Origin of the sequence: Flavobacterium helocola (assembly GCF_038289885.1) — a bacterium.
GTDB classification, from domain to species: Bacteria; Bacteroidota; Bacteroidia; order Flavobacteriales; family Flavobacteriaceae; genus Flavobacterium; species Flavobacterium cheniae.
Genome location: NZ_JBBYHT010000002.1, coordinates 262,957 through 286,279, shown reverse-complemented (window position 1 = coordinate 286,279; position 23,323 = coordinate 262,957). Strand labels below are relative to the sequence as shown.

Genomic DNA, 23,323 nt, shown 5'->3' with positions numbered 1-23,323 from the left:
AAATTAAAAGTTTCAACGCAACTTATACCATAAAAACTTTTAAAACTATAAGAAATTGCCTATTTTCGGGCGATATAATCCAATCGTGATGTCTTTCTTAAAAATTGGTTTTCTTGCTTTCTTATTCCTAATTACTTCTTGTAAAAACCAAGAAGAAAATCCTGCGCTTGATGCGAATTTAGAACAAGCAGAAAATCTTTTCGCCACGAAACAATACCGAAAAGCCTATTATTATTACAATCAATCTTTTCTCTTCAACAAAGAACAACACAATACCAAACGAGCTGTTTTTAACTTATTAAGAATGGCACATATCGAAAATTTAGAGTGCGATTATATAGGAAGTGAAGCCACAACTACACAAGCCATAAAGCTTTTTGACAAAACTATTCCGATACCTTATCAAACCAATGCCTATATCTCGTTAGGATTAAATTATATGCATCTTGCGAATTATGAAGATGCCAAATCAATGTTTGAAAAAGTAATTCAAATAACCGATGATTCATTAACCGTTTATATTTCAAAAAACAACATTGGGTATTTATATATCAAACAAAAAGAATATCAAAAAGCGGTCCGTCTATTATCCGAAATAGAAAACGAAAAAATCCTTCAAGAATCACCTTTAGATTATGCTCGCATATTAGATAACAAAGGAATTGCGTTGTTTCACTTAAATGATAAATTGGCATTATCCTATCTAGAAAAAGCAAAAACAATTAGAGAAGCCAATAAAGACGATTCCCAAATCGTATCGTCTTATATGCATTTAGCCGAATATTATAAAAACCAAGAGCCCGCAACCGCAAAAGAATGGACTCAGAAAGCATACCATTCAGCTACAAAAGCATTTATTCCCGATGATCGATTAGAGGCGTTAAACCTTCTCTTTACCACCACTACTAACAATGACCTAAAAAACCAATATCACGATACTTATATTCACATTAATGACAGCTTGCAACAAGCCAGACAACAAGCTAAAAACCAATTTGCTAAAATCAAATACGATTCCGAAAAAGCGGAAACAGAAAAAACAGCATATCAATATAAAATGTATGGTTTTATAGTATTATTAATACTAAGTGTAGCCGTTTTCATTTTGCTTTATCGTTTGACCATTCAAAAAAACAAAAGTAAAATTTTAGAAACCCAATACACCACCGAAACTAAAATTGCCAAACGTTTACATGATGAATTAGCCAATGACGTTCACAACACCATTGCCTTTGCCGAAACACAGAATTTAGAAAACGAGCAAAACAAAGAAACACTGCTGGAAAATTTAGACACCATTTACCAACGCGCGCGAAACATTTCCAATGAAAATAAGGAAATTAATACTGGTAAAAACTATTTAGAACAACTAAAACACATGATTAATGCGTATTCAAGCGATACCATCAATGTAATTTTAAACACGAGCGCATTACAGGAAGTACCTTTAAATTCAGAAGTTAAAATTGCTTTATATCGTGTATTACAAGAACTCATGGTAAATATGAAAAAGCATAGTGAATGTTCTTTAGTAATGATAAGCTTTAAAGAGACTAATTCTGCATTAGAAATTAACTATTCAGACAACGGAAAAGGGACCGATAATCAATTACAAATAAAAAATGGTTTGCAAAATGTGGAAAACCGCATTTTTTCTATCAACGGAAACATTACTTTTGATACTGAACCTAATAAAGGTTTTAAAGTAAAAATTACAATTCCGAAATAAGTATGTTTACCAAAGTACTAATAGCCGAAGATTTTGATAGTATCAATATCGCCTTAATTCAAACCCTAGAAAGTATGGGGGTGAAAGAAATTGAACACGCTAAATATTGCGATGATGCCTTACTAAAAGCTAAAAAAGCAATACAAGTCAAAGCTCCATTTGATTTATTAATCAGCGATTTATCCTTTGAAACCGACTACAGAACCGTTTCCTTAAAAAGTGGAGAAGAACTCATTGCAGCCATCAGAAAAATACAACCTGAAATACCTGTTTTGGTGTACACAGTAGAAGACAAATCTTTTGTAATCAAATCATTAGTGGAAGATTTAAAAGTAAACGCCTTTGTACATAAAGGAAGAAATAGCATCAGTCAATTAAAAACAGCTATGGAAACCATATTGTTTGGAGGTACTTTCATCTCTCAGAATCTAGCACACGCCTTAAAAGAAAAATCATTTAATGAAATAGAAGATTATGATGTTGAAATTCTATCTCATTTGGCAAAAGGAGTAACTATTGAAGAAATGGAGCAACTTTTTAAATTGAAAGATATTAAACCTAATAGTAAAAGTTATATCGAAAAAAGAGTTAGCAAACTTAAAGACATCTTTAAAGCAAAAACTACTATTCATCTCATATCCCTTTCAAAAGATTTAGGTATTATCTAAATCTTTTTATTCATTTACGGATTTCCGTACGGAATTAAATTTTCTTGAGGTTAGCTTTGTACAAAACAACGCTAATTCATGCCTAACTACTATTTACATACCGAACCTGATGCAAAAGGTAATTATTGCTTACATGTAGCAGGATGTTCTTGTTTAAATAACTCAAGTCAATTTGCAAATCTTGGAGATTTTACAAAAATTGAAGAAGTAATTGCAGAAACAAAATCTTCTGATTATACGATTTCACTATGCAAAGAATGTATTGACATCCATTTTAGTAAAACGGCAGTTGATAATACGCCACCGTTATTGATTCAAATAAAAAACGCAATCCAAAAAAGATTGCGTTTAGTAATTCCCTTGAAAAATAAAAAATTATAATAATAAAATCAACAAAAGAACGATAATGATAATAGCTCCAACCGATAAATAAATACCGCTATTACTATCTCGCAATGATGATTTTATAACTTTCACTTCTTTACGAAGTGCTTTTTTTTCTGTTGAAGTCATATCCGACTTGTCCATTGCTTTTATTTCATTCAAACGATCTAACTGTACTTGTACATGCGCTGGAACTTCAATAGGCGCAGTAGCAGGTGACTTTGATGGATTACCCGCAGCTGTCATGGTGTTTGGAAAGAAACTTATCGACATAATTAGCATCAATAAGTAAAGAGTTGTTTTTTTCATAATAGTATAATGTTAGTAATTATTTACAACATTAAAATTATACACTTCAATTGACTAAAGTGTTATACTATTTTTAGAAAAAATTACAGATATTACAGATATAAAAATCGGTTGCTATTTTAGAAAATTCCTAAACCCAAAACTACAAATACTTCGCAATGTCTTCCGCCTGAATACTATGATGCGATACTCGATACACCACTTCCCCATTCTTTAAAACAATAATCTGTGGCGATTGATGAATCACGCTCAGTTCCTCAGCAATAAAATTAGAAACACTTCTATACGAAAGCAAATCCAAATAATTGAAATCGGCTTTAGCAATCAATACATCATTTCCACTAACCAAGCGCTCTTTAGCATAAGCACTAATACCACAAGTCACACTATCCTTAAAGATAATTTGAGGTTTTTCATTTGATTTTTCAACAATTTCTCTTACTTGTTCTTCAGTTGTAATGGGATTCCAGTTTTTCATAGTTAATTTTTTGTTTCAGGTTTCAAGTTTCAAGTTTTTGGAACACAGATTATAAAAATTAGAGTAATCTTTAAAATCTATTATGAACTTTCATCAACGTATCGTTTGACTTATTTTCACTTATATGACTTATATGTTTAAAATAACCCTTTGTGTGACTTTGTGCCTACTTTGCGCAACTTAGTGTAACCAAAACTAAGAACTACACGACAACATAGAACAGCCAACTTTATGTCGCGCCCAATCAGGTCGCTTTGCAAACCATTTCTCATTTTCTGGTTGCTCATCGTAAGGATGTTTCAGTAACTCATGAAGTTCGTTTATCAAAGAATAATCTTCTTTATCTGCGGCTTCAATAGCCAATTGTGCCATGTAATTGCGTAAAACATATTTTGGATTCACTTGATTCATTTTAGCTTTTCTATTAGTATCCGAAAGCGATTCATCATTTAACTTTTGCAAATAAAGTTCCATCCAATTAATCCAACTCGTTTTCAATGTAGCTACCAAAGCATCAGGTTGGTAAAACGCATATTCTATTTTCGATAAAGCAATCTCAGGAGTATCCGATTTTAATACGTTGGCTAAATTACGATAGAAAATCGTCATATCCGTTTCTGAAGCGGTTAACAAAGTTATCAATTCATCCTGAAAATCAGATTCATATTCTGATGTTAAGCCCAATTTCTCTTGCATCATTACAGGAAACTTCACATCAAAACGATGGCTATAACTATTCAAAATAGCCTCCATTGCTGGAACATCTTCAATCAAAGGATACAATGCATTTCCTAACTGAATCAAATTCCACAATGCAATATCAGGTTGGTTTCTAAAACGGTATCTTCTACCTTCTGCATCGGTTGTATTGGGAGTCCAATCAGGATTATAATCTTCTAACCAACCATATGGACCATAATCAATAGTTAATCCTAAAATCGACATATTATCGGTATTCATCACACCATGAACAAAACCTACACGTTGCCATTCCACAATCATATCCACCGTTCGATTCACCACCTCTTGATAAAGAGCCAAATACTTCTCTTTACCTGTTTGTTGGATTTCAGGATAAAAATACTGAATTGTATAATCGGCTAAAGCTTGTAAATTTACAATATCTTTTCGAGCTGCTAACAATTCAAAATTTCCAAAACGAATAAACGAAGGCGCCACTCTACACACCACTGCACCATCTTCATAAGCAGGATTTCCGTTGTATAAAATATCGCGCAACACCTTATCACCTGTACTTACCAAAGATAACGAACGCGTTGTAGGCACACCCAAATGAAACATCGCCTCACTACACAAATGCTCCCGAATAGAAGAACGTAAAACCGCCAAACCATCCGCATTACGAGAATATGGCGTTTCCCCTGCTCCTTTTAATTGCAATGCCCAACGTTGATTGTTGTGCAATACTTCAAACAAATTAATCGCTCTTCCGTCACCTAATTGTCCAGCCCAATTCCCAAATTGATGTCCGGCATACGCCATGGCATAAGGTTTTGAATCTGGATAAACACTACTTCCTGAAACCAAATTTAAAAAATCAAGAGATTGTGTTTCTGCTTGAGAAATCCCTAATAATTCAGCCACCTCATCGGCAACATGAAGCAAATTAGGATGTGATGGAACTCGTGGCGACACAAATGAAAAAGCCGCTTCAAATACTTGTCGTCGTGTATTTGAAACATTTGAATCGGCTGGCAATTGCTGATTGAAAGTATCGTTGAGGTGTAATTTCATTTATTATCGGGTAAAAACTAAGGTAGTTCCTTTAGACAAGTTAGCATCAAAAGCATATCCATCATAATTGAATTGCTTCAAATCTTCTATTGTTTCTGCATTGGTATCAATAATATAGCGTACCATTAAACCTCTTGCTTTTTTAGCAAAGAAGCTAATCATTTTTAGTTTTCCGTCTTTGTAATCTTTAAATTCTGGAGTAATAACAGGAACTTTCAATGTTTTAGTATCTACTGCAGAAAAGTATTCGTTACTCGCTAAGTTGATGAAAAGTTCGTTTTCTTGTAATTCACTATTCAAAGATGCCGTTACCTTTTTTTTCCAGAACTCATACAAGTTCTTTTTTGTACCAATAGGCAAAGAAGTCCCCATTTCTAATCGATATGGTTGCATTAAATCAAGCGGCTTTAAAACACCATATAAACCCGAAAGAATGCGTAATTTATCTTCTAGAATAGGAAATTTATCGATTGGGATAGTATAAGCATCTAAACCTGTATAAACATCGCCATCGAAAGCAAAAACTGCAGGACGAGCGTTTTCAGGCGAAAAAGGCAACGACCAATTTTGATTGCGTTCCCAATTCAAATCGGCTAACTTTTCCGAAATGTCCATTAACTCCATCAATTGCTTTGGCTTTTTCTTTTTTAAAGTTTTTTGAATGGTTTCCGCATCTTTTAAAAATAAACTTTCAGTATAGTTTTGAATTGGAAGTGGTGATTCAAAATTTAAGGATTTGGCAGGTGATACTACAATTTTCATAGCGTTTTTAAGATATTAAACTTATACTTTCAAAAGTACGAAAATAAGGCAATATGAGATTTAGAAAACGATAAATATTACTTATACTACAATTAGAAATAAAAAATCCCGAATAAATCGGGACTTTCATTTAACTCATTTTTCCAATGGCACAACTTACATACGATTTAGCTTTTGAGCCTAAACTATTTGCTTCGCCATCTTCGGGATATCCTAATACTTTCAGTTTTTCCTTAACTTCAATTAACTTTTCTTCTGTTGGATAATCAAAAGAAACGGAATTTTCTTCAACATTAACAGACACTTCAGTAACAGCATCAATTGAAGAAACATTCTTTGTAATAGTATTGGCACAACCGCCACATTTTAAATTTTGAATATATAGTGTAGTTTTCATGATATTGTATTTTTATGAATAACAAATTTACAACATCTAGAAGCCAAACACGGTAACTTTTATTACTTTAACTTAACTTTAATGAGGTAATTTATCTTTTAGAAGTCCATAAATATAAGTTCCTAACAAAGCACCAATTAAAACTACAGCAATGGCGTAGGTTCCTGTTCCCAGTAAAATAAAAATAGGTCCTGGACAACTTCCCACTAATGCCCAACCTAGTCCAAATAGTGTTCCACCAATAATATAACGCCAAAAACCTTTTTCTTTTTCAATAATTTGAATAGGAAAACCGTTAAAGTCTTTTATTTTAAATCTTTTAATTAATTGAATGCCTAAAACTCCAGTAAATAGAGCCATTCCAATAATTCCAAACATATGAAACGATTGAAAATGAAACATTTCGTAAATGCGATACCAAGAAACAGCTTCTGCCTTAGTCAAAACAATTCCGAATACAATTCCTGTCAGAAAAAATCTAGCTAATTTCATATGCTTATGCTGTTTTAAAAATTATAGGTAAAATATAATGTGCCATTAATAATCCTCCAATAAAAAATCCGATTACTGCCACTAAAGAAGGTAATTGAAAATTACTTAATCCAGAAATAGCGTGACCTGAAGTACAACCACCCGCATATCGCGTTCCAAAACCAATTAACAATCCGCCAATTAATAAAATAGCGAATCCTTTTGGAGTTTGAAGTGTTTCCACGCTAAAAATAGCATCAGGCATAAGTTTACCATTTGGAGCTTCTATTCCTAAAGTTTGTAGTTGTGAAACTGTATCAGGATTAATATTTACACCTGTTCCATTCGATAAAAAGTAAAAGGCGATAAAACCTCCAACAAAAGCACCTAATATAACAGCTAAACTCCACTTTTGTTCGCGCCAGTCAAACTTAAAAAAATCACTGAATTTTCCTGCTCCAGCCATAGTACACATGGTACGTAGATTAGATGACATTCCGAAAAATTTTCCAAAGTAAATTAAAAGTAACATGACCATACCAATTAAAAAACCGGATACAGCCCAATGCCAAGTGCCAAAAACAATTTCCATACCTAATGTAATTTTTGACAAAAATAGAAATTCAGATTGGGTTTTGTAGCATTTATTACAAAATATAGTACATTTGGAGTACCAATTAAATTTAATTTTCATGAAGAAATTTGCAATCGAAATCAAATGGGCCATTATCTCAATTATTATTTTCTTAGCTTGGATGACTTTAGAAAAACAATTAGGCTTTCATGACGAAAAAATAAAATGGCAAATGTTTTTTACAATGCTAATTATTTTTCCAAACTTTCTACTGTATTATTTAGCTTTAAGAGATAAAAAGAAAAATTACTACAATGGCGAAATGAGTTGGAAACAAGGATTTATTTCAGGTGTTGTGATTTCTTTTATTATTGTGATTTTTAGTCCAATTACCCAATTTATCACACACGAATTTATTACACCTAACTATTTCGATAAATTAATTGCACTTTCGGTAGAAAGTAAAAGACTAACCTTAGAGGAAGCTCAAAGTTATTTTAATTTGACGGCCTACATTTGGCAAAGTATTTCAGGTGGATTATCATTTGGAGTGGTGATTGGCGCGATTGTTGCTTATATCTTAAAAACAAAAACACCCGATACAACGATTAAAACGAAATAAAATGAAATACTTATTTTCAATAATTACAGCGCTTTTATTAACAAGTTGTGTAAGCACACAATCCACTTTAAAAAACGTTGATAATAATGCTGTTCGTCCAGCCATTAAAGACCTAGCTTATGCAATTACCGAATATGCTACCGATAGCAAATATGGCTATGATCAAGATTATCCAATTAATATCGGTTTCATTCATGAAAAGCAAGAAGACATTAACATTCAATACTATTTTAACGGATTAGAAGGTCCGAATGGTGAAAAAATAAGTTATAAAAAAGTAGATACTTGTTGTCCGTTTCCTTCAAAAAACAGTCTAATGGGCGCTGGAACTGTAGGAATATACGAAGTAACGTTTGAAGGTAGTAACAAAAAAGTAATGTTGTATTTTAATATTTTTGAAAAAGGAAAAATTCTTTGTCCAAAAGGATTCGTTATCAAAAAACCAGTTTCAAGCAATAAATAAAAATTTTTTAGTTATTAGTAACATTTGTAACCTTTTGAACCGCTGTTTGAAAGGTTTTTCTTTTTATCTTTGCCACTTCAAAACCAACACAAATGAATTTACAAAACATTCCACAAATAAAGCATACTGATAGCGGGAACTTTTTCTTATTAGCAGGACCTTGTGCCATTGAAGGTGAAGAAATGGCAATGCGTATTGCAGAGAAAATTGTTTCAGTTACCGATAAATTACAAATTCCTTACGTTTTTAAAGGTTCTTTCAAAAAAGCTAACCGTTCTAGAGTAGATAGTTTTACTGGAATTGGAGATGAAAAAGCCTTGAAAATTCTTCAAAAAGTATCTAAAGAATTTGGTGTACCAACAGTTACCGATATTCACACAAACGAAGATGCTGTAATGGCAGCAGAATATGTGGATATATTGCAAATTCCAGCATTTTTAGTTCGTCAAACGGATTTAGTGGTGGCGGCAGCTAATACTGGTAAGACTGTAAACTTGAAAAAAGGACAATTCATGAGTCCAGAAAGCATGAAACATGCGGTTCAAAAAGTATTAGACAGCAATAACCAAAACGTTATGGTTACCGATAGAGGAACGATGTTTGGTTACCAAGATATGATTGTAGATTTCAGAGGTATTCCAACTATGCAACAATATGCCACTACGGTTTTAGATGTGACGCATTCGTTACAACAACCTAATCAGATGACAGGAGTTACAGGTGGTCGTCCAGATATGATTGAAACTATCGCTAAAGCAGGAATTGTTGTAGGTGTTGATGGAATTTTCATCGAAACTCATTTTGATCCAGCTAATGCTAAAAGTGATGGTGCTAACATGTTACATTTAGACTATTTTGAAGGTTTAATGACAAAACTTGTTTCCATCAGAAAAACAATTAATCAATTCTAATTTTTTTATTTTTAAACTTTTAATGAAACATCCATTTTTAATGGTTGTACTAACTTTTTGTGTGTTTTCACAGTACACCTTTTCACAAGAAACAGTCGAAAATCCTGAAAAATACACAGCGCATAACAAAGGTAAATTCTATATTTTTTGGGGTGGAAACCGCGAATCATTTTCAAAATCTGATATCCGATTTAAAGGTGCCGATTATGATTTTACACTTCATAATGTATCCGCTCACGACAAGCCAAAAGGTTTTCATATTGATTATTTCAACCCGGCTCGAATGACTATTCCACAAACCAACTTACGAATTGGGTATTTTATTTCTGATCATTACAATATTTCGATTGGATTTGACCACATGAAATATGTAATGTATAATGACAGAAGAGTAAGTTACTCTGGTTATTATCCAAATCCTGGAACTTATAATGAAAATCCAGCTAACGGAGAATTAACATTGGATGAAGATTTCTTGTTATTTGAACATACGGATGGTTTAAACTATGTAAACACTGAAATTTCTCGTGTAGATGATATTTCAAAACTTTTCAAAATAAACAATACCGATAAAATTCAAGTAAATGTTACAGAAGGTATTGGTGGTGGATTTTTATATCCAAAAACAAATACAACACTATTGGGAAAAGATAGATACGATGAGTTTAACATTGCAGGATATGGAGTATCTGCAAAAGTGGGATTAAACGTAACTTTCTTTAAATATTTCTTTATTCAAACCGAATTAAAAGGAGGATATATCGAAATGAACAATATAAGAACGACCCAAGACAAAGCAGATTCAGCCGAACAAAATTTTTGGTTTCTACAAAAAATTCTAACCATTGGAGGAATTTTTAGAATATAAAGTAAAAAAGCTCGAAGTTATCCTTCGAGCTTTTTTTATTTATTTTAAAATCTGAGCAGCGTGTGCTTTCGTTTTTACATCCGAAATTACCTCTTCAATAATTCCGTTTTCGTCAATCACAAAAGTAGTTCGGTGAATACCATCGTACTCTTTACCCATGAATTTCTTTAGTCCCCAAACACCAAATGCCTGAATCACCGATTTATCTTCGTCAGCTAACAAAGGAAAAGGCAAATCATATTTTTCAATAAACTTCGCTTGCGCTTTAGCACTGTCGGCACTTACACCTAACAAAGCATAATTATTCGCTTGAAAACGAGCGTAATTGTCTCTTAAATCACATGCTTCTGCTGTACATCCTGGCGTACTTGCTTTCGGATAAAAGAAAACTACTAATTTCTTTCCTTTATAATCAGCTAATGTGTGAGAAGCTCCATTTTGGTCTAAACCTGAAAAATTAGGAGCTTTATCTCCAGTTTTTAATGTTGTCATATTTTTATTGTTTACTATTTATTTTTAAAACATATAAGTCATATAAGCAAATGTAAGATTTCTTTGTCTTGATAAGTTCATATTAGTTCGGTTTCTATGCTTTCTATCTTAAGTGAAACGACTAAAACAATTCATAAAGAAATTCTATGTGCCTATGTATTTAAAATCTTGATCTTTTCTCTTTTGCGTTTGAAGTTAATTTATCTTATTTTTACTTTCAAATTTAGTTAAAAATGACCAAAAGCGAGAAGGTAACATTTGTTATAAATACGTTAAATGAATTATATCCTGAAATTCCAATTCCGTTAGACCATAAAGACCCATATACTTTATTGATTGCAGTATTGCTTTCCGCACAATGTACGGATGTTCGCGTGAATCAAATTACTCCACTCCTATTTGCCAAAGCAGACAATCCTTATGATATGGTAAAAATGACAGTTGAAGAAATTAAAGAAATCATTCGTCCGTGTGGATTATCGCCAATGAAATCGAAAGGTATTCACGGTCTATCAGAAATTTTAATTGACAAATATAATGGAGAAGTCCCGCAAAGTTTTGAAGCTTTAGAATCCTTGCCTGCTGTGGGACACAAAACAGCAAGTGTGGTAATGAGTCAAGCATTTGGAGTTCCTGCTTTTCCAGTAGATACACACATTCACAGATTAATGTACCGCTGGGGATTAACCAATGGCAAAAACGTACAACAAACAGAGAAAGATGCCAAACGTATTTTCCCAGAATCCTGCTGGAACGATTTACACTTGCAAATTATTTGGTACGGACGCGAATACTCTCCGGCTCGTGGTTGGAATTTAGAGAAAGATATTATCACGAAGACGATTGGGAGAAAGAGTGTTATTAATGAAATTAAGAAATAAATGGCATCAAGAAGTATCAATCACATGATCTTTGCTGGTGTTTATCCTCATTATATAACCAAAGTAGAGAAAAAAAATCGAACTAAAGCCGAAGTTGACGAAATTATTTGTTGGTTAACAGGATATACTCTTGAAAGTTTACAAAAGCAAATTGATAGTAAAGTTGACTTTGAAACTTTTTTTGAGCAAGCACCTCAATTAAACGAAAACGTTTCAAAAATTACAGGCGTAATTTGCGGTTATCGCATAGAAGAAATTGAAGACCCGTTGATGAAAAAAGTACGTTATTTGGATAAATTAATTGACGAATTAGCCAAAGGAAAAACGATGGAGAAAATCTTAAGACAATAAAAAAATGCCTCAAATCTCTTTGAGGCATTTTCCTTAATTAGCAATAATTTCAAAAGTTGATTTGCCCACCTTATGTATACTCAAAGCTTTTGAATAGTTGAGTAAAAACGAAATCGTTTCTTTTTTAGGTAACATTTTTTGAGTTGCTAATTTTTTCTTAGAGTAAAGTTTTGCCATTTATTATGATTTGGTTTATAAATCTATAACGACATTATTTTACTTTTAGTATTAGTTAGTCAAAATAATTTGATTTTTTTCGATAATTTTTCTCAAGTTTAATAATGCATAACGCATTCTCCCTAATGCAGTATTAATACTAACACCCGTTAAATCAGCTATTTCTTTAAAACTTAAGTCTTGATACATACGCATAACTAAAACTTCTTTTTGATCCGCTGGAAGTTCTTCTAAGAGTTTAGCTAAATCCGATTCTACTTGAGCTGTAATAATTTGTCCTTCAATATTCAAACTGTTATCGGTCATATAGTTGAAGATAGAATATTCTTCCGTTTCACGTTGAAAAGGCATTTTCTTTGCTTTTCTGAAATGGTCTACTACCAAGTTGTGAGCAATACGCATTACCCAAGGCAAGAATTTCCCTTCTTCGTTATACGAACTTGTCTTCAAAGTTTTAATGACCTTAATAAAAGTATCCTGAAAAATATCATCTGATAAATCTCTATCACCAATTTTGGAGTAAATAAATCCGTAGATTTTAGATTGATGTCTGTTGATTAATGAAGCTAAAGCAGATTCATCTCCGCTTATATAATTCTTTACCAACACCGCATCTGGAAGTACAAGATTAGCCATAACAATACCTTTTAGTTAATTAAAGTTCGGGGTCTAAAAAGTAATTGTTTGTAATAGGCAAATTTTGTTTAAAGATTAATGTTCAAATTTAATACATTTTTTCTTGAACTTCCAAATTTTTATGCAAATAAATTAAATTTTAATTGACAATAATGTAACACATTACCGATTTTTTTAAACAATTATCACGTTTTAACCTTTATTTATATATTATTTAAGGTCTGTATTTTTAGTATTTAACAGGAAAACATAAGGTTACTACTATTTTGTTCTAACAATTGTTATCTTTGCAATTCTATTAAAATCAACAATGATACAACCCGATTTTTCAACCTTAGAACCAAAAAAAAATATCTTAATTAAAGGCGCTCAATTGCACAACCTTAAAAATTTAGATGTTGCTATTCCACGAAATAAATTAGTAGTAATTACTGGTCTTTCAGGTTCAGGAAAATCAAGTTTAGCTTTTGATACTTTATATGCCGAAGGGCAACGTAGATATGTTGAAAGTTTGTCTTCATATGCACGACAATTCCTTGGAAGATTAGACAAACCAAAAGTAGAATACATAAAAGGAATTGCTCCTGCAATTGCTATTGAACAAAAGGTAAATACTAGTAATGCACGTTCTACAGTAGGAACTTCTACCGAAATTTATGATTATTTAAAACTACTGTTTGCCCGAATTGGAAAAACCTACTCACCTATTTCGGGAAAAGAAGTTAAAAAAGATACCGTTTCTGATGTTATTAATGACATTAAAGAATTTCCAATAGATAGTAAATGGTTATTGCTTTCTCCTATTCATTTAGAAGAAGGAAGAGCTTTAGAAGACAAACTAAAAGTACTTTTACAACAAGGTTTTGCACGTATTTTAGTTGATAACGAGATGGTGCGTTTGGATACGTTAGACCAACACCAATTGGACAATAAAGATATTCTGCTAATTATTGACCGAATTGTGGTTAAAACTGAAGAAGAATTCTTCAATCGTTTAGCTGATGCGGTACAAACTGCTTTTTATGAAGGAAAAGGTGTTTGTTATTTGCAAGAAGTGGATACTAAAAAACGTTTGGAATACAGCGCTAATTTTGAATTGGATGGTATCACGTTTTTAGAACCTAATATTCACTTGTTCAGTTTCAATAATCCTTACGGAGCCTGTCCAACATGTGAAGGCTACGGAAGTGTTATCGGAATTGATACCGATTTAGTAATTCCAAATACAGCTTTATCTGTTTACGAAAATGCTGTCTTTCCTTGGCGTGGCGATAGTATGAGTTGGTACCGAGATCAATTGGTAAACAACGCTTATAAATTCGATTTTCCTATACATAAACCATTTTTCGAACTTTCAGACGAACAAAAGCAATTGATTTGGGACGGAAATAAATATTTCACTGGATTAAACGATTTCTTTTCGGAATTAGAAGAGAAAAATTATAAAATTCAAAACCGCGTTTTACTTTCTAGATATAGAGGTAAAACAAAATGTCATACGTGTAAAGGCAAACGATTACGTCCCGAAGCTAATTACATTACCGTTGGTGGTAAAACGGTTTCTGATTTGGTTGATTTACCAATCGTAAATTTGATTGATTTCTTCAAAAAATTAGAATTAAACGAATACGATACCAAAGTAGCCAAACGTTTGTTAATCGAAATCAACAATCGTTTAGACTTCTTATTCAATGTGGGATTAAGTTATTTAACCTTAAATCGTAACTCTAATTCGCTTTCTGGAGGTGAATCGCAACGTATTAACTTGGCCACTTCGTTAGGAAGTAGTTTGGTAGGTTCCATGTACATTTTAGACGAACCAAGTATTGGTCTACATCCAAAAGATACCGAAAGATTAATCGAGGTATTGAAAGAACTTCGCGATTTAGGTAACACCGTTATCGTTGTAGAACACGACGAAGATATCATGAAAGCAGCCGATATGATTATCGATATTGGTCCAGAAGCTGGAACACATGGTGGCGAATTAGTAGCACAAGGAACCTATGAAGAAATCCTGAAATTTGATTCGCTAACGGCAAAATACTTAAATGGTAAAGAAGAAATTTCGGTGCCAAAAACAAGAAGAAAATTCAAAAATCATATCGAAGTTATTGGCGCGAGAGAAAATAACTTAAAAAATGAAAACTTCACTTTCCCATTAGAATGTTTGACTGTGATTACAGGTGTTTCGGGAAGTGGAAAAAGTACATTGGTGAAGAAAATTTTGTTTCCAGCCATTCAAAAGAAATTAGAAGGTGTTGGGGAAAAAGCAGGACAATTTACCGAATTAGCCGGAAGTTTTTCACACATCAAACATATCGAATACGTAGACCAAAATCCGATTGGAAGAAGTTCGCGTTCAAATCCAGTTACTTACATTAAAGCTTACGATGACATTCGTGAACTATTTGCAAAGCAAAACGTTTCAAAACTAAGAAACTATCAAGCAAAACATTTCTCTTTCAATGTAGAAGGCGGAAGATGTGAAGTTTGTAAAGGTGACGGTGAAGTTACTATCGAAATGCAATTTATGGCTGATGTTCATTTAGAATGTGAAGCTTGTAACGGGAAACGTTTCAAAAAAGAAGTATTAGAAGTTACATTCGAAGGCAAAAACATCAATGATATTTTAACTTTGACTATTGATGATGCATTGGCGTTTTTTGGAGCACACAGTCAAACTAAAATCACACAGAAATTGCAACCTTTGCAAGATGTTGGATTGGGTTATGTACAATTAGGACAATCCTCTTCTACCCTTTCTGGTGGCGAGGCGCAACGTATTAAATTGGCTTCATTCTTAGTTAAAGGAACTATTAAAGATAAAGCATTGTTTGTTTTTGATGAACCTACAACAGGATTGCATTTTCACGATATTAAAAAATTATTAGCTTCTTTTGACGCTTTGTTAGACAAAGGACATTCGATTATCGTAATTGAACACAATTTAGATTTAATTAAATGTGCCGATTATATTTTGGACATTGGTCCGGAAGGTGGTGAAAACGGTGGAAAATTAATGGCTTTTGGTACACCAGAAGAAGTGGCTAAAAACAAGAATTCGATTACTGGAAAATATTTAAAAGAAAAACTAAACTAATGATAAACCCTTCTGCAAACGGATGGATTGATAAGTTTTTTGCTGAAAATCAAGCTAATTTTGTTGATTTTCAAGGCAATACTTTGACTTTTTATGAAGATTGTAGAGCAACAGGGTTTATATATGGTTATGTGGTACGTTACCAACTTAAAAATCAAATCAATACCGTAAAATGGTCATATGATGAAGTGACGAAAGTTGGGTTCTTAAACACACTTTTTTCCTTGTATTGCATTGAAAAATCAAACGGAACTAAAGAAGATTTCATCAATTCGGTTTATGAATTTTATAAAATTATTCAGCCCGAAAACCTGAATTTCATTAAAAAACTACTACCAGAAGGCTCGTATAGTTCCCGTTTAGAAAAAGTGATTGATGACCGAATTCAAACCAATAACAATACGATTAGCAAGAATTTTTCACATATTATTACAAATGCACTTTTGTTTATTGATGTTTTAGCTTTTGAACATTATTTAAAAAATGAAACTCTACCTTCCGATTATTTGAAAAATATGGAATCGGATTGTATTAAAATTGTTTCTTTGGCTTTAAAAATAAAAGAAAGTAAGTCAAAATACGACGAATTATTAGTGAAATTATTTGAAAATTCAATTCGTTATACCAAATTCAATTCCATCGAAAATATCGAATTATCTGAAATCAAGTTAATGCGACATTCCTCGTTACTAGAAAAATTGTATCTTTTGGATATTGCTCAAATGGCTCTTTGGAGCGATGAAAAATTAGAACACAACGAAGAAAATTTCTTAAAACAATTGAGTTCAGATTTAGAATTAGAATCAGACTTACTTGAAAAAAGTAAAAAAGTAATCAATGATTTTATAGAAAAATACAAATCGGAAATTCCGTTCTTTAATTATTCCAATCCTATCAAACATTTTTACGATCAAGCCAATAAAAATGTAACCAAACTAATCATTCGAAACAAAGACCGATTAACAAAAGAAATCAAAGAAAGTGGTGAATTGATGCAACTTTTAGCCAAATCAACCACTAAAGATTTGAGCAAAGACGAAAAAAAGAAAGTAAAAAAACAGTTACTAGATGTGTGTAAAACAGTTCCGTCGTTAACTATATTTTTACTTCCTGGTGGTGGCTTATTATTGCCTATTTTGATAAAATTTATTCCGCAATTATTGCCTTCTGCTTTTAATGAGAATTTAGATGATTAAAACTTCAACTGATACACATCATCCAAGTCTTTATCACAACTAAAATTCACACCTAAATCGGTTACATAACCATCGTTAAGACCATAAACCCAACCATGTAACGATAACTCTTGTCCGTTTTTCCATGCGTTTTGAACAATGGATGTTTTGGCTAAATCCATAACTTGTTCTTTTACATTGATTTCTACGAATTTATTGAAGCGTTCTTTTTCATCGGTAATGGCATCTAATTCTTCATGATGAAAACGATACACATCTTTAATATGACGAATCCAATTATCAATAATTCCAATAGAAGTATTTCCCATTGCAGCTTTAACTCCACCACAACCATAATGTCCACAAACAATTACGTGTTTGACTTTTAAAGCATTTACAGCATAATCTAAAACGCTTAACATGTTCATATCAGAATGTACAACCATATTAGCAATATTTCGATGTACAAAAACTTCACCAGGTTCAGCCCCAATAATTTCATTTGCAGGAACACGACTATCCGAACAACCAATCCATAAAAGTGGTGGACTTTGTCCGTCGGCTAAATTTTTGAAATAGTTTGGGCTAATGGCTAATTTGTTCTCCACCCATTTTTTGTTATTGTCTAATATCTTTTTGTAAAAATCAGTCATTATCATTGTGTATGTGGTATCAAATATAAAATAAAAAAGCTATCAATTCCGTATTAAAATTTGGTGAAGTGATAGCTTTTTGAAAATATATTTAAAATTATCTTTAGTGTCTTAGGTCTGAAACAGTAAATTCAGGATTAGAATTATCTTTAATGTACATAACATCATCATAGAAAATTACTTTACCCGATTCGATATCGTGCATGGCTCCAACAATTCCAATTTGACCGTCTTCTAACATTTGTTCCAAAACAAAACTTCTTTCGATAATGTTTTTTACGCTTCGTTTCACATTAATTTCTGCAACGTTCTCAACGAATTCGCTATTTTTTGAAGTTCGATTATCAGTCGTTTCTTTTTCTTGGTAAACTGCAGGTTGAATTTTTGATAATAGTTCCGTTAAATTACCCATTTCAACATGGTCACAAGCTCCTTTTACAGCGCCACATTTTGAATGACCTAAAACAACGATTAATTTAGAACCAGCTACTTTACAAGCAAATTCCATACTTCCTAAAATATCGGTATTTACGATATTTCCAGCAATTCGTACTGAAAAAACATCGCCTAAACCTTGGTCAAAAATTAATTCGGCAGAAGTTCTACTATCAATACAACTTAAAATCGTAGCAAATGGCCATTGTCCATCACGAGTTTCGTTGGCTTGTTCTAATAAGTTTCTGTTAGCTTTTAAGTTATTAATAAAACGATCATTTCCCTCTTGTAAAAACTGTAATGCTTTACGAGGCGTCATTTGTGCTTGTGTTTCTTTATTATGTGCTTTCATGTTAAGTTATATTATTTTGTTTCTTCTTTCGAATCTTTAATTTTTACGTGTTTAAATTCTGTATTATCTAGATCATATTGGTCTTTGAAACCTTTTAAAGTTAAGTCTATTTCTTTATCTTCTGCCTTAACATTTCTGAAATCTTTAATCAATTCTACTACATCAAAGTCAATATATTTCGTATTTGAAGCATCAATAATTAATTTTGAACCATTTGGAATGCTAGCTAATGTACTTTTAATCGCTGCTTTGTTTAAAAACGAAACTTCTTGTGCTAGTTTGATAGTAATTATATCACCATCGTGAAATGATTCTTTTTTGAATGAATAGGCAATTTTTAAATTTTGATATAAAATAAAAATGATGCTAACTGCTAAACCAATTCCAACTCCTTTCAATAAGTCAATGCGAACTACCGCAATAACTGTAACTACAAAAGGAATAAATTGAGAATATCCATTATTCCACAAGTGAACAAAAACGCTTGGTTTCGCTAATTTATAGCCTACCATTAATAAAACAGCAGCCAAAGCGGCTAATGGAATTTTATTTAAGATAAACGGAATGGATAATGCAAAAGTGAATAACAACAATCCATGAAAAATAGTTGAGAATTTAGTTCTACCACCAGAATTTATATTGGCAGACGAACGAACAACAACAGATGTCATTGGCAAGCCACCTAATAAACCACTAACAATGTTTCCAATACCTTGAGCCTTCAACTCACGATTTGTGTCTGTAAATCGTTTGTAAGGATCTAATTTATCTGTCGCCTCAATACATAATAAGGTTTCAATGGATGCAACAACAGCAATGGTTATCGCTACAATCCACACTTTTTCGTTTGTTAAGGACGCGAAATTTGGTAAAGCAAATCCATTACTAATTTCAGTAAAAGAAGGCAAACTCACCAAATGGTTTTGAGTAACAATAGCTAAACTTGAACCTGATTGAATAAAAAATTCATTCAATAAAATACTTACTACAACGACTACTAATGCTCCAGGAACAACTTTTATTTTTTTTAAAGCAGGAACTTTTTCCCAAGTAATTAAAATGGCTAATGACAATAGCGCAATGATTAATGCTCCTGTATGAATGTAATTGATAGACTCAAATAAAGTATCAAAAGTTGTATGACCTGATTTTTCAATATAGAAAAAATCGCCCTCATTATCTACATCATGACCAAAAGCATGAGGAATTTGTTTTAATATAATAATAATACCGATAGCAGCTAACATTCCCTCAATTACACTTGTGGGAAAATAATTAGAAAAGCTTCCCGCTCTCAAAAAGCCTAAAGCGATTTGAATTAATCCTGCTAAAATTACCGCAACTAAGAAAATATCAAATCCTCCCAAATCAGTAATTGCTGCAAGAACGATAGCTGTTAACCCCGCTGCAGGTCCAGTAACACTCAATGCTGAATTACTTAAAAAACCAACAACTACACCGCCAATTACACCCGAAACAATACCTGAAAACAATGGTGCTCCAGATGCTAATGCAATTCCTAAACACAATGGCAAAGCCACTAAAAATACAACAAGACCAGATGCAAGATCTCCTCTTACATTGGAAAAAATAGAATGATTATTCATGAATTTTTTGTATAATACATTAATAGTACACTCAAAAATTAAAAGAGTGTTAATAAAGAAAAACGAAATGTATTATGCTAAATTAGGAGGTGGAGAAAAAATTTGGTGAGCCAAATTGTCAAAACTTAATAAATCGTGTTCTATTAGAACATTAAGCTTTGCTAACTCTCCGAATGAAAAATGGATTACCGAATAATTAGTAGTTTGTACCGTTTTAATTTCATTAAATGGCGAATGGTTTTCCTCTTCTTCACACATCGTGTAAAAACAAGAGGTATCTGCTTTTTTATCCACCATAGCAATTAATGTTGGAGTAGCTAAGAAAGCAATAAATAAGAATAAAAAAACAGTTGATAAAAACTTCATATAACAAATATAAAAATATTTTATAGTAATTCAACTATTAGTAAAAAAATAATGCTGTAAAATTTACAGCACTATTTTTTTTTAACATATTAAATTTCTTCTTCCATCCAGGCTTTGAGCATCCAATTGGTTTTTTCTTGCTCGGCAATAAAATCACTCATCATAGAATTAGTTCCTTCATCATTTATTTCTGATGCTTTAGCTAAAATTACTCTTTCAACTTGTAGCAAAACACTTAACGATTCTAAAATCAGCTGAATAGCTTCTACATCTTTTGAAATATCTTTTCCTACTTTTAATTTGCTATTTGCAATATAATCTGAAAATGTATGTAAAGGAGTTCCTCCTAATGTAAGTACACGCTCTGCAATTAAATCAATTTTTAACTGACTATCGTTGTATAATTCTTCAAATTTTAAGTGCAAATCAAAAAATCTTTTTCCTCTAATATTCCAATGTAAACCTCTTAAATTTTGATAATATATTTGAAAGTTAGATAACAATCCGTTCAATTCATTTACTAATTCTTCAGATTGTTCAACTGGTAATCCTAAGCTATTAAGTTTCATAATTTAGTATTTATTTTCTCAAATTTACAAAATTCCACTCCCATTCCCTATAAATTTAATTGATAGTTTTTATATTTGCATCAAATTTATCAATGTTATGACAATTACTCAATTATACTACGTTTTGGCTGTAGCCGAATATAAAAACTTTACGTTAGCTGCTGAAAAATGCTTTGTAACACAACCTACATTGAGTATGCAAATTCAAAAATTAGAAGATGAATTAGATATTTTGATTTTTGATAGAAGCAAAAAACCAATATTGTTAACAGAGGTTGGTGAAAAAATCGTTAACCAAGCAAAAAATATCGTAAACGAAGCAGGAAGAATTAAAGATATTGTTGACCAACAAAAAGGCTACATTGGTGGCGAATTTAAAGTGGGGATAATTCCAACAGTAATGCCAACATTACTTCCTATGTTTTTGAATAATTTCATTAAAAAATATCCAAAAGTCAATTTGATTATTGAAGAACAAACCACTGAAGATATAATCAAGAAATTAAAAAATGGTCATTTAGATTGTGCTATTGCCGCTACTCCATTAGAAGAAGAAAATTTAAAGGAAATCGTTTTATATTACGAGCCTTTTGTTGCTTATGTGCCTTCAAATCATCCATCGATTGATAAAAAAGAAATTGAAATTTCTGATTTAGACTTGGACAAGATTTTACTTTTACAAGACGGACATTGTTTCAGAAATGGAATTCTTAACTTGTGTAAAAACAATAAATATATAGCTGATAGTCATTTTCAATTGGAAAGCGGCAGTTTTGAAACGCTTATCAAACTAGCAGATGAAGGTTTAGGAACTACGCTGCTTCCTTATTTACATACTTTAGATTTGAATGACAAGAACAAAGAAAAACTAAAACCGTTTAAAGATCCAAAACCGGCTAGAGAAGTGAGTTTGATTTATCCTAAAAACGAATTAAAAATACACATTATTAACGCCTTACGAGATACAATATCTGGCGTTGTCCGTGGAGCTATCGCATTTAGTGATGTTGAAATTATAAGTCCAAAAACAAAATAGATTTCAATATATACCATAAAAAAAGTCCCGAGATTATCGGGACTTTATATTTTTAGTTGATATAAATTAAACATTGTCTCAATTCTGGCTTTTCTTCGGTAAACTGTAAAAGCCACTCTCTCAATTGATCTATTTCATAAGGAAGCAATATTCTCACTGCTTTCTCTAATTCTTTACAAAATAGTTTCGCATCAAAACTCACTCTCTCCAAAATTGACTTGGTGTAAGAAAACATCGGTCTGGGCATACTTTTTCTAAATAAAAGGTTAGACTGGGGGTAAGAACTTGTTGTAAAGATAAATAAAAAAATCTTTCGAAAACGTTATAGTTAATAAAAAAAATGCTAAAATTTTATTAAATTCTTACTTTACAGTAAAAATCATACATTTTTTGTAGCTCGTAACATTTCGCGTTTTCCTGGAGCTCCAGGCAGTTTTTCAATTGAAAATCCGACACTTAGCATCGCGTTCTTAATAGATGAACGACAAGCATAAGTAACTAGAGTTCCTTTTGGTAAAAGTGCATCGTACATTTTCTTAAAAATAACTTCACTCCATAATTCGGGTTGTAATGGAAAACCGAAAGCATCAAAATATATCAAATCGAATTGGTTTTTGTCTTCGATATCTTGAAAAAACTGTTTTCTCTTAGTTAAATGAAAATTTTCAGTAATCGTTTCTTGTTTTTCCCAATCACAAGAATGCATTTTATCAAAAATCTCCTGATACATTTCGGAATCTAATTCAGAAACATAATTCATTTGCGCAATTTCTTCCTGAGAAATGGGATATGCTTCTACTCCAACGTAATTAACTTTTTCTTTATTTATAGTTTCCAAAAACGTAATGAAAGCATTCAAACCCGTTCCGAAACCAATTTCTAAAATAGAAATCGTATCCTGATTTTGAAATAAATCCAATCCGTTCTTGATAAAAACATGTTTCGCTTCCTGAATAGCACCATGAGTAGAATGATAGTTCTCGTCCCAATCAGGAATTCGAATAGTGGTGGAACCGTCATCTGTGATAATAATTTCTCTTTTCATAATAAATTCAAAAAGAAAAGGTTTAAGAATTCGAAATCTAGCTCTTAAACCTTT

At 32.0% G+C, this 23,323-nt stretch carries 29 protein-coding genes; 12 read left to right on the top strand and 17 right to left on the bottom strand.

Annotated elements, in window-relative coordinates:
• Positions 1-88: 88 nt before the first annotated feature.
• The 3 genes from AAEO58_RS06360 (at position 89) to AAEO58_RS06350 (ending at position 2,778) form a co-directional block, all read left to right on the top strand.
• Complete coding sequence (locus tag AAEO58_RS06360) at positions 89-1,729, top strand: tetratricopeptide repeat-containing sensor histidine kinase (RefSeq protein ID WP_341682699.1); 1,641 nt, start codon at positions 89-91, stop codon at positions 1,727-1,729.
• 2 nt (positions 1,730-1,731) lie between these two features.
• Positions 1,732-2,397, top strand: a complete 666-nt coding sequence (locus tag AAEO58_RS06355; protein WP_341682698.1) for a response regulator — start codon at positions 1,732-1,734, stop codon at positions 2,395-2,397.
• Positions 2,398-2,475: 78 nt separating this feature from the next.
• A complete protein-coding gene (locus tag AAEO58_RS06350) occupies positions 2,476-2,778 on the top strand; it encodes a hypothetical protein (protein WP_341682697.1) in 303 nt (100 codons plus the stop codon).
• On the opposite strand, the gene AAEO58_RS06345 is transcribed toward AAEO58_RS06350, so the two are convergent.
• From AAEO58_RS06345 to AAEO58_RS06315, 7 genes are all read right to left on the bottom strand, one after another.
• Entirely contained in the window at positions 2,773-3,090 is a 318-nt protein-coding gene (locus AAEO58_RS06345; RefSeq protein ID WP_341682696.1) for a hypothetical protein, read from the bottom strand. The two genes, AAEO58_RS06350 and AAEO58_RS06345, sit on opposite strands and share 6 nt — an antisense overlap.
• Before the next feature lie 142 nt (positions 3,091-3,232).
• Positions 3,233-3,568 (bottom strand): bacillithiol system redox-active protein YtxJ, encoded by a 336-nt coding sequence (gene ytxJ, locus AAEO58_RS06340; RefSeq protein WP_133607410.1) that lies wholly within the window; start codon positions 3,566-3,568, stop codon positions 3,233-3,235.
• Between the two features lie 195 nt (positions 3,569-3,763).
• Entirely contained in the window at positions 3,764-5,323 is a 1,560-nt protein-coding gene (locus tag AAEO58_RS06335) for a protein adenylyltransferase SelO (RefSeq protein ID WP_341682695.1), read from the bottom strand.
• Positions 5,324-5,326: 3 nt separating this feature from the next.
• Complete coding sequence (gene yaaA / locus AAEO58_RS06330; RefSeq protein ID WP_341682694.1) at positions 5,327-6,085, bottom strand: peroxide stress protein YaaA; 759 nt, start codon at positions 6,083-6,085, stop codon at positions 5,327-5,329.
• A gap of 130 nt (positions 6,086-6,215) precedes the next feature.
• Positions 6,216-6,482 (bottom strand): heavy-metal-associated domain-containing protein, encoded by a 267-nt coding sequence (locus AAEO58_RS06325; protein ID WP_291251955.1) that lies wholly within the window; start codon positions 6,480-6,482, stop codon positions 6,216-6,218.
• Positions 6,483-6,560: 78 nt separating this feature from the next.
• A complete protein-coding gene (locus AAEO58_RS06320) occupies positions 6,561-6,974 on the bottom strand; it encodes a DUF6691 family protein (protein WP_291135137.1) in 414 nt (137 codons plus the stop codon).
• Positions 6,975-6,978: 4 nt separating this feature from the next.
• Complete coding sequence (locus AAEO58_RS06315) at positions 6,979-7,545, bottom strand: YeeE/YedE family protein (protein WP_341682693.1); 567 nt, start codon at positions 7,543-7,545, stop codon at positions 6,979-6,981.
• A gap of 100 nt (positions 7,546-7,645) precedes the next feature.
• Here AAEO58_RS06315 and AAEO58_RS06310 point away from each other — a divergent pair, with 100 nt between their 5' ends.
• The 4 genes from AAEO58_RS06310 to AAEO58_RS06295 all read left to right on the top strand — a co-directional run bounded on the left by AAEO58_RS06310 (position 7,646) and on the right by AAEO58_RS06295 (position 10,391).
• Complete coding sequence (locus tag AAEO58_RS06310; RefSeq protein WP_341682692.1) at positions 7,646-8,149, top strand: DUF4199 domain-containing protein; 504 nt, start codon at positions 7,646-7,648, stop codon at positions 8,147-8,149.
• A 1-nt stretch (position 8,150) separates the two neighbouring features.
• Positions 8,151-8,612, top strand: a complete 462-nt coding sequence (locus tag AAEO58_RS06305) for a 2-dehydro-3-deoxyphosphooctonate aldolase (protein ID WP_341682691.1) — start codon at positions 8,151-8,153, stop codon at positions 8,610-8,612.
• A gap of 92 nt (positions 8,613-8,704) precedes the next feature.
• Positions 8,705-9,523, top strand: coding sequence for a 3-deoxy-8-phosphooctulonate synthase (gene kdsA, locus AAEO58_RS06300; RefSeq protein WP_341682690.1), 819 nt, complete (start codon positions 8,705-8,707; stop codon positions 9,521-9,523).
• Positions 9,524-9,545: 22 nt separating this feature from the next.
• On the top strand, positions 9,546-10,391 hold the full coding sequence (locus tag AAEO58_RS06295) for a hypothetical protein (protein ID WP_341682689.1): 846 nt from the start codon (positions 9,546-9,548) through the stop codon (positions 10,389-10,391).
• Between the two features lie 39 nt (positions 10,392-10,430).
• On the opposite strand, the gene bcp is transcribed toward AAEO58_RS06295, so the two are convergent.
• Positions 10,431-10,883: a thioredoxin-dependent thiol peroxidase gene (gene bcp / locus AAEO58_RS06290; protein ID WP_341682688.1), complete on the bottom strand. Its 453-nt coding sequence runs from the start codon at positions 10,881-10,883 to the stop codon at positions 10,431-10,433.
• Positions 10,884-11,116: 233 nt separating this feature from the next.
• On the opposite strand from bcp, the gene AAEO58_RS06285 reads away from it, so the two are divergent.
• Together AAEO58_RS06285 and AAEO58_RS06280 are read left to right on the top strand one after the other, a co-directional pair.
• Positions 11,117-11,764, top strand: a complete 648-nt coding sequence (locus AAEO58_RS06285; protein WP_341682687.1) for an endonuclease III domain-containing protein — start codon at positions 11,117-11,119, stop codon at positions 11,762-11,764.
• Positions 11,765-12,115, top strand: a complete 351-nt coding sequence (locus tag AAEO58_RS06280) for a DUF2200 domain-containing protein (RefSeq protein ID WP_341682686.1) — start codon at positions 11,765-11,767, stop codon at positions 12,113-12,115. It abuts the gene before it with no gap.
• 33 nt (positions 12,116-12,148) lie between these two features.
• Here the strand turns inward: AAEO58_RS06280 and AAEO58_RS06275 are convergent, their stop codons facing one another.
• Entirely contained in the window at positions 12,149-12,292 is a 144-nt protein-coding gene (locus tag AAEO58_RS06275) for a hypothetical protein (protein WP_162845029.1), read from the bottom strand.
• Positions 12,293-12,343: 51 nt separating this feature from the next.
• Positions 12,344-12,928, bottom strand: a complete 585-nt coding sequence (locus AAEO58_RS06270) for an RNA polymerase sigma factor (protein ID WP_341682685.1) — start codon at positions 12,926-12,928, stop codon at positions 12,344-12,346.
• A 310-nt stretch (positions 12,929-13,238) separates the two neighbouring features.
• On the opposite strand from AAEO58_RS06270, the gene uvrA reads away from it, so the two are divergent.
• Both uvrA and AAEO58_RS06260 read left to right on the top strand, forming a co-directional pair.
• Positions 13,239-16,031, top strand: coding sequence for an excinuclease ABC subunit UvrA (gene uvrA / locus AAEO58_RS06265; RefSeq protein WP_341682684.1), 2,793 nt, complete (start codon positions 13,239-13,241; stop codon positions 16,029-16,031).
• The gene (locus AAEO58_RS06260; protein ID WP_341682683.1) at positions 16,031-17,227 is read left to right on the top strand and encodes an LETM1-related biofilm-associated protein; all 1,197 of its coding nucleotides are present in this window, start codon (positions 16,031-16,033) and stop codon (positions 17,225-17,227) included. Before uvrA ends, AAEO58_RS06260 begins: the two co-directional genes overlap by 1 nt.
• Here the strand turns inward: AAEO58_RS06260 and can are convergent.
• The 5 genes from can to AAEO58_RS06235 form a co-directional block, all read right to left on the bottom strand.
• Positions 17,224-17,859, bottom strand: a complete 636-nt coding sequence (gene can / locus AAEO58_RS06255; RefSeq protein ID WP_133607466.1) for a carbonate dehydratase — start codon at positions 17,857-17,859, stop codon at positions 17,224-17,226. The genes AAEO58_RS06260 and can overlap by 4 nt on opposite strands.
• A gap of 103 nt (positions 17,860-17,962) precedes the next feature.
• A complete protein-coding gene (locus tag AAEO58_RS06250; protein ID WP_341682682.1) occupies positions 17,963-18,646 on the bottom strand; it encodes a carbonic anhydrase family protein in 684 nt (227 codons plus the stop codon).
• Positions 18,647-18,657: 11 nt separating this feature from the next.
• Entirely contained in the window at positions 18,658-20,253 is a 1,596-nt protein-coding gene (locus AAEO58_RS06245; RefSeq protein ID WP_341682681.1) for a SulP family inorganic anion transporter, read from the bottom strand.
• A 72-nt stretch (positions 20,254-20,325) separates the two neighbouring features.
• Entirely contained in the window at positions 20,326-20,619 is a 294-nt protein-coding gene (locus AAEO58_RS06240) for a hypothetical protein (protein ID WP_341682680.1), read from the bottom strand.
• Positions 20,620-20,708: 89 nt separating this feature from the next.
• Positions 20,709-21,188: a Dps family protein gene (locus AAEO58_RS06235; protein ID WP_341682679.1), complete on the bottom strand. Its 480-nt coding sequence runs from the start codon at positions 21,186-21,188 to the stop codon at positions 20,709-20,711.
• A gap of 97 nt (positions 21,189-21,285) precedes the next feature.
• On the opposite strand from AAEO58_RS06235, the gene AAEO58_RS06230 reads away from it, so the two are divergent.
• Complete coding sequence (locus AAEO58_RS06230; RefSeq protein WP_341682678.1) at positions 21,286-22,224, top strand: LysR substrate-binding domain-containing protein; 939 nt, start codon at positions 21,286-21,288, stop codon at positions 22,222-22,224.
• A 52-nt stretch (positions 22,225-22,276) separates the two neighbouring features.
• Here the strand turns inward: AAEO58_RS06230 and AAEO58_RS06225 are convergent, their stop codons facing one another.
• Together AAEO58_RS06225 and mnmC2 are read right to left on the bottom strand one after the other, a co-directional pair.
• On the bottom strand, positions 22,277-22,471 hold the full coding sequence (locus AAEO58_RS06225) for a hypothetical protein (protein ID WP_111565666.1): 195 nt from the start codon (positions 22,469-22,471) through the stop codon (positions 22,277-22,279).
• A gap of 132 nt (positions 22,472-22,603) precedes the next feature.
• A complete protein-coding gene (gene mnmC2 / locus AAEO58_RS06220; RefSeq protein WP_341682677.1) occupies positions 22,604-23,269 on the bottom strand; it encodes a tRNA (5-methylaminomethyl-2-thiouridine)(34)-methyltransferase MnmC2 in 666 nt (221 codons plus the stop codon).
• Positions 23,270-23,323: the final 54 nt, after the last annotated feature.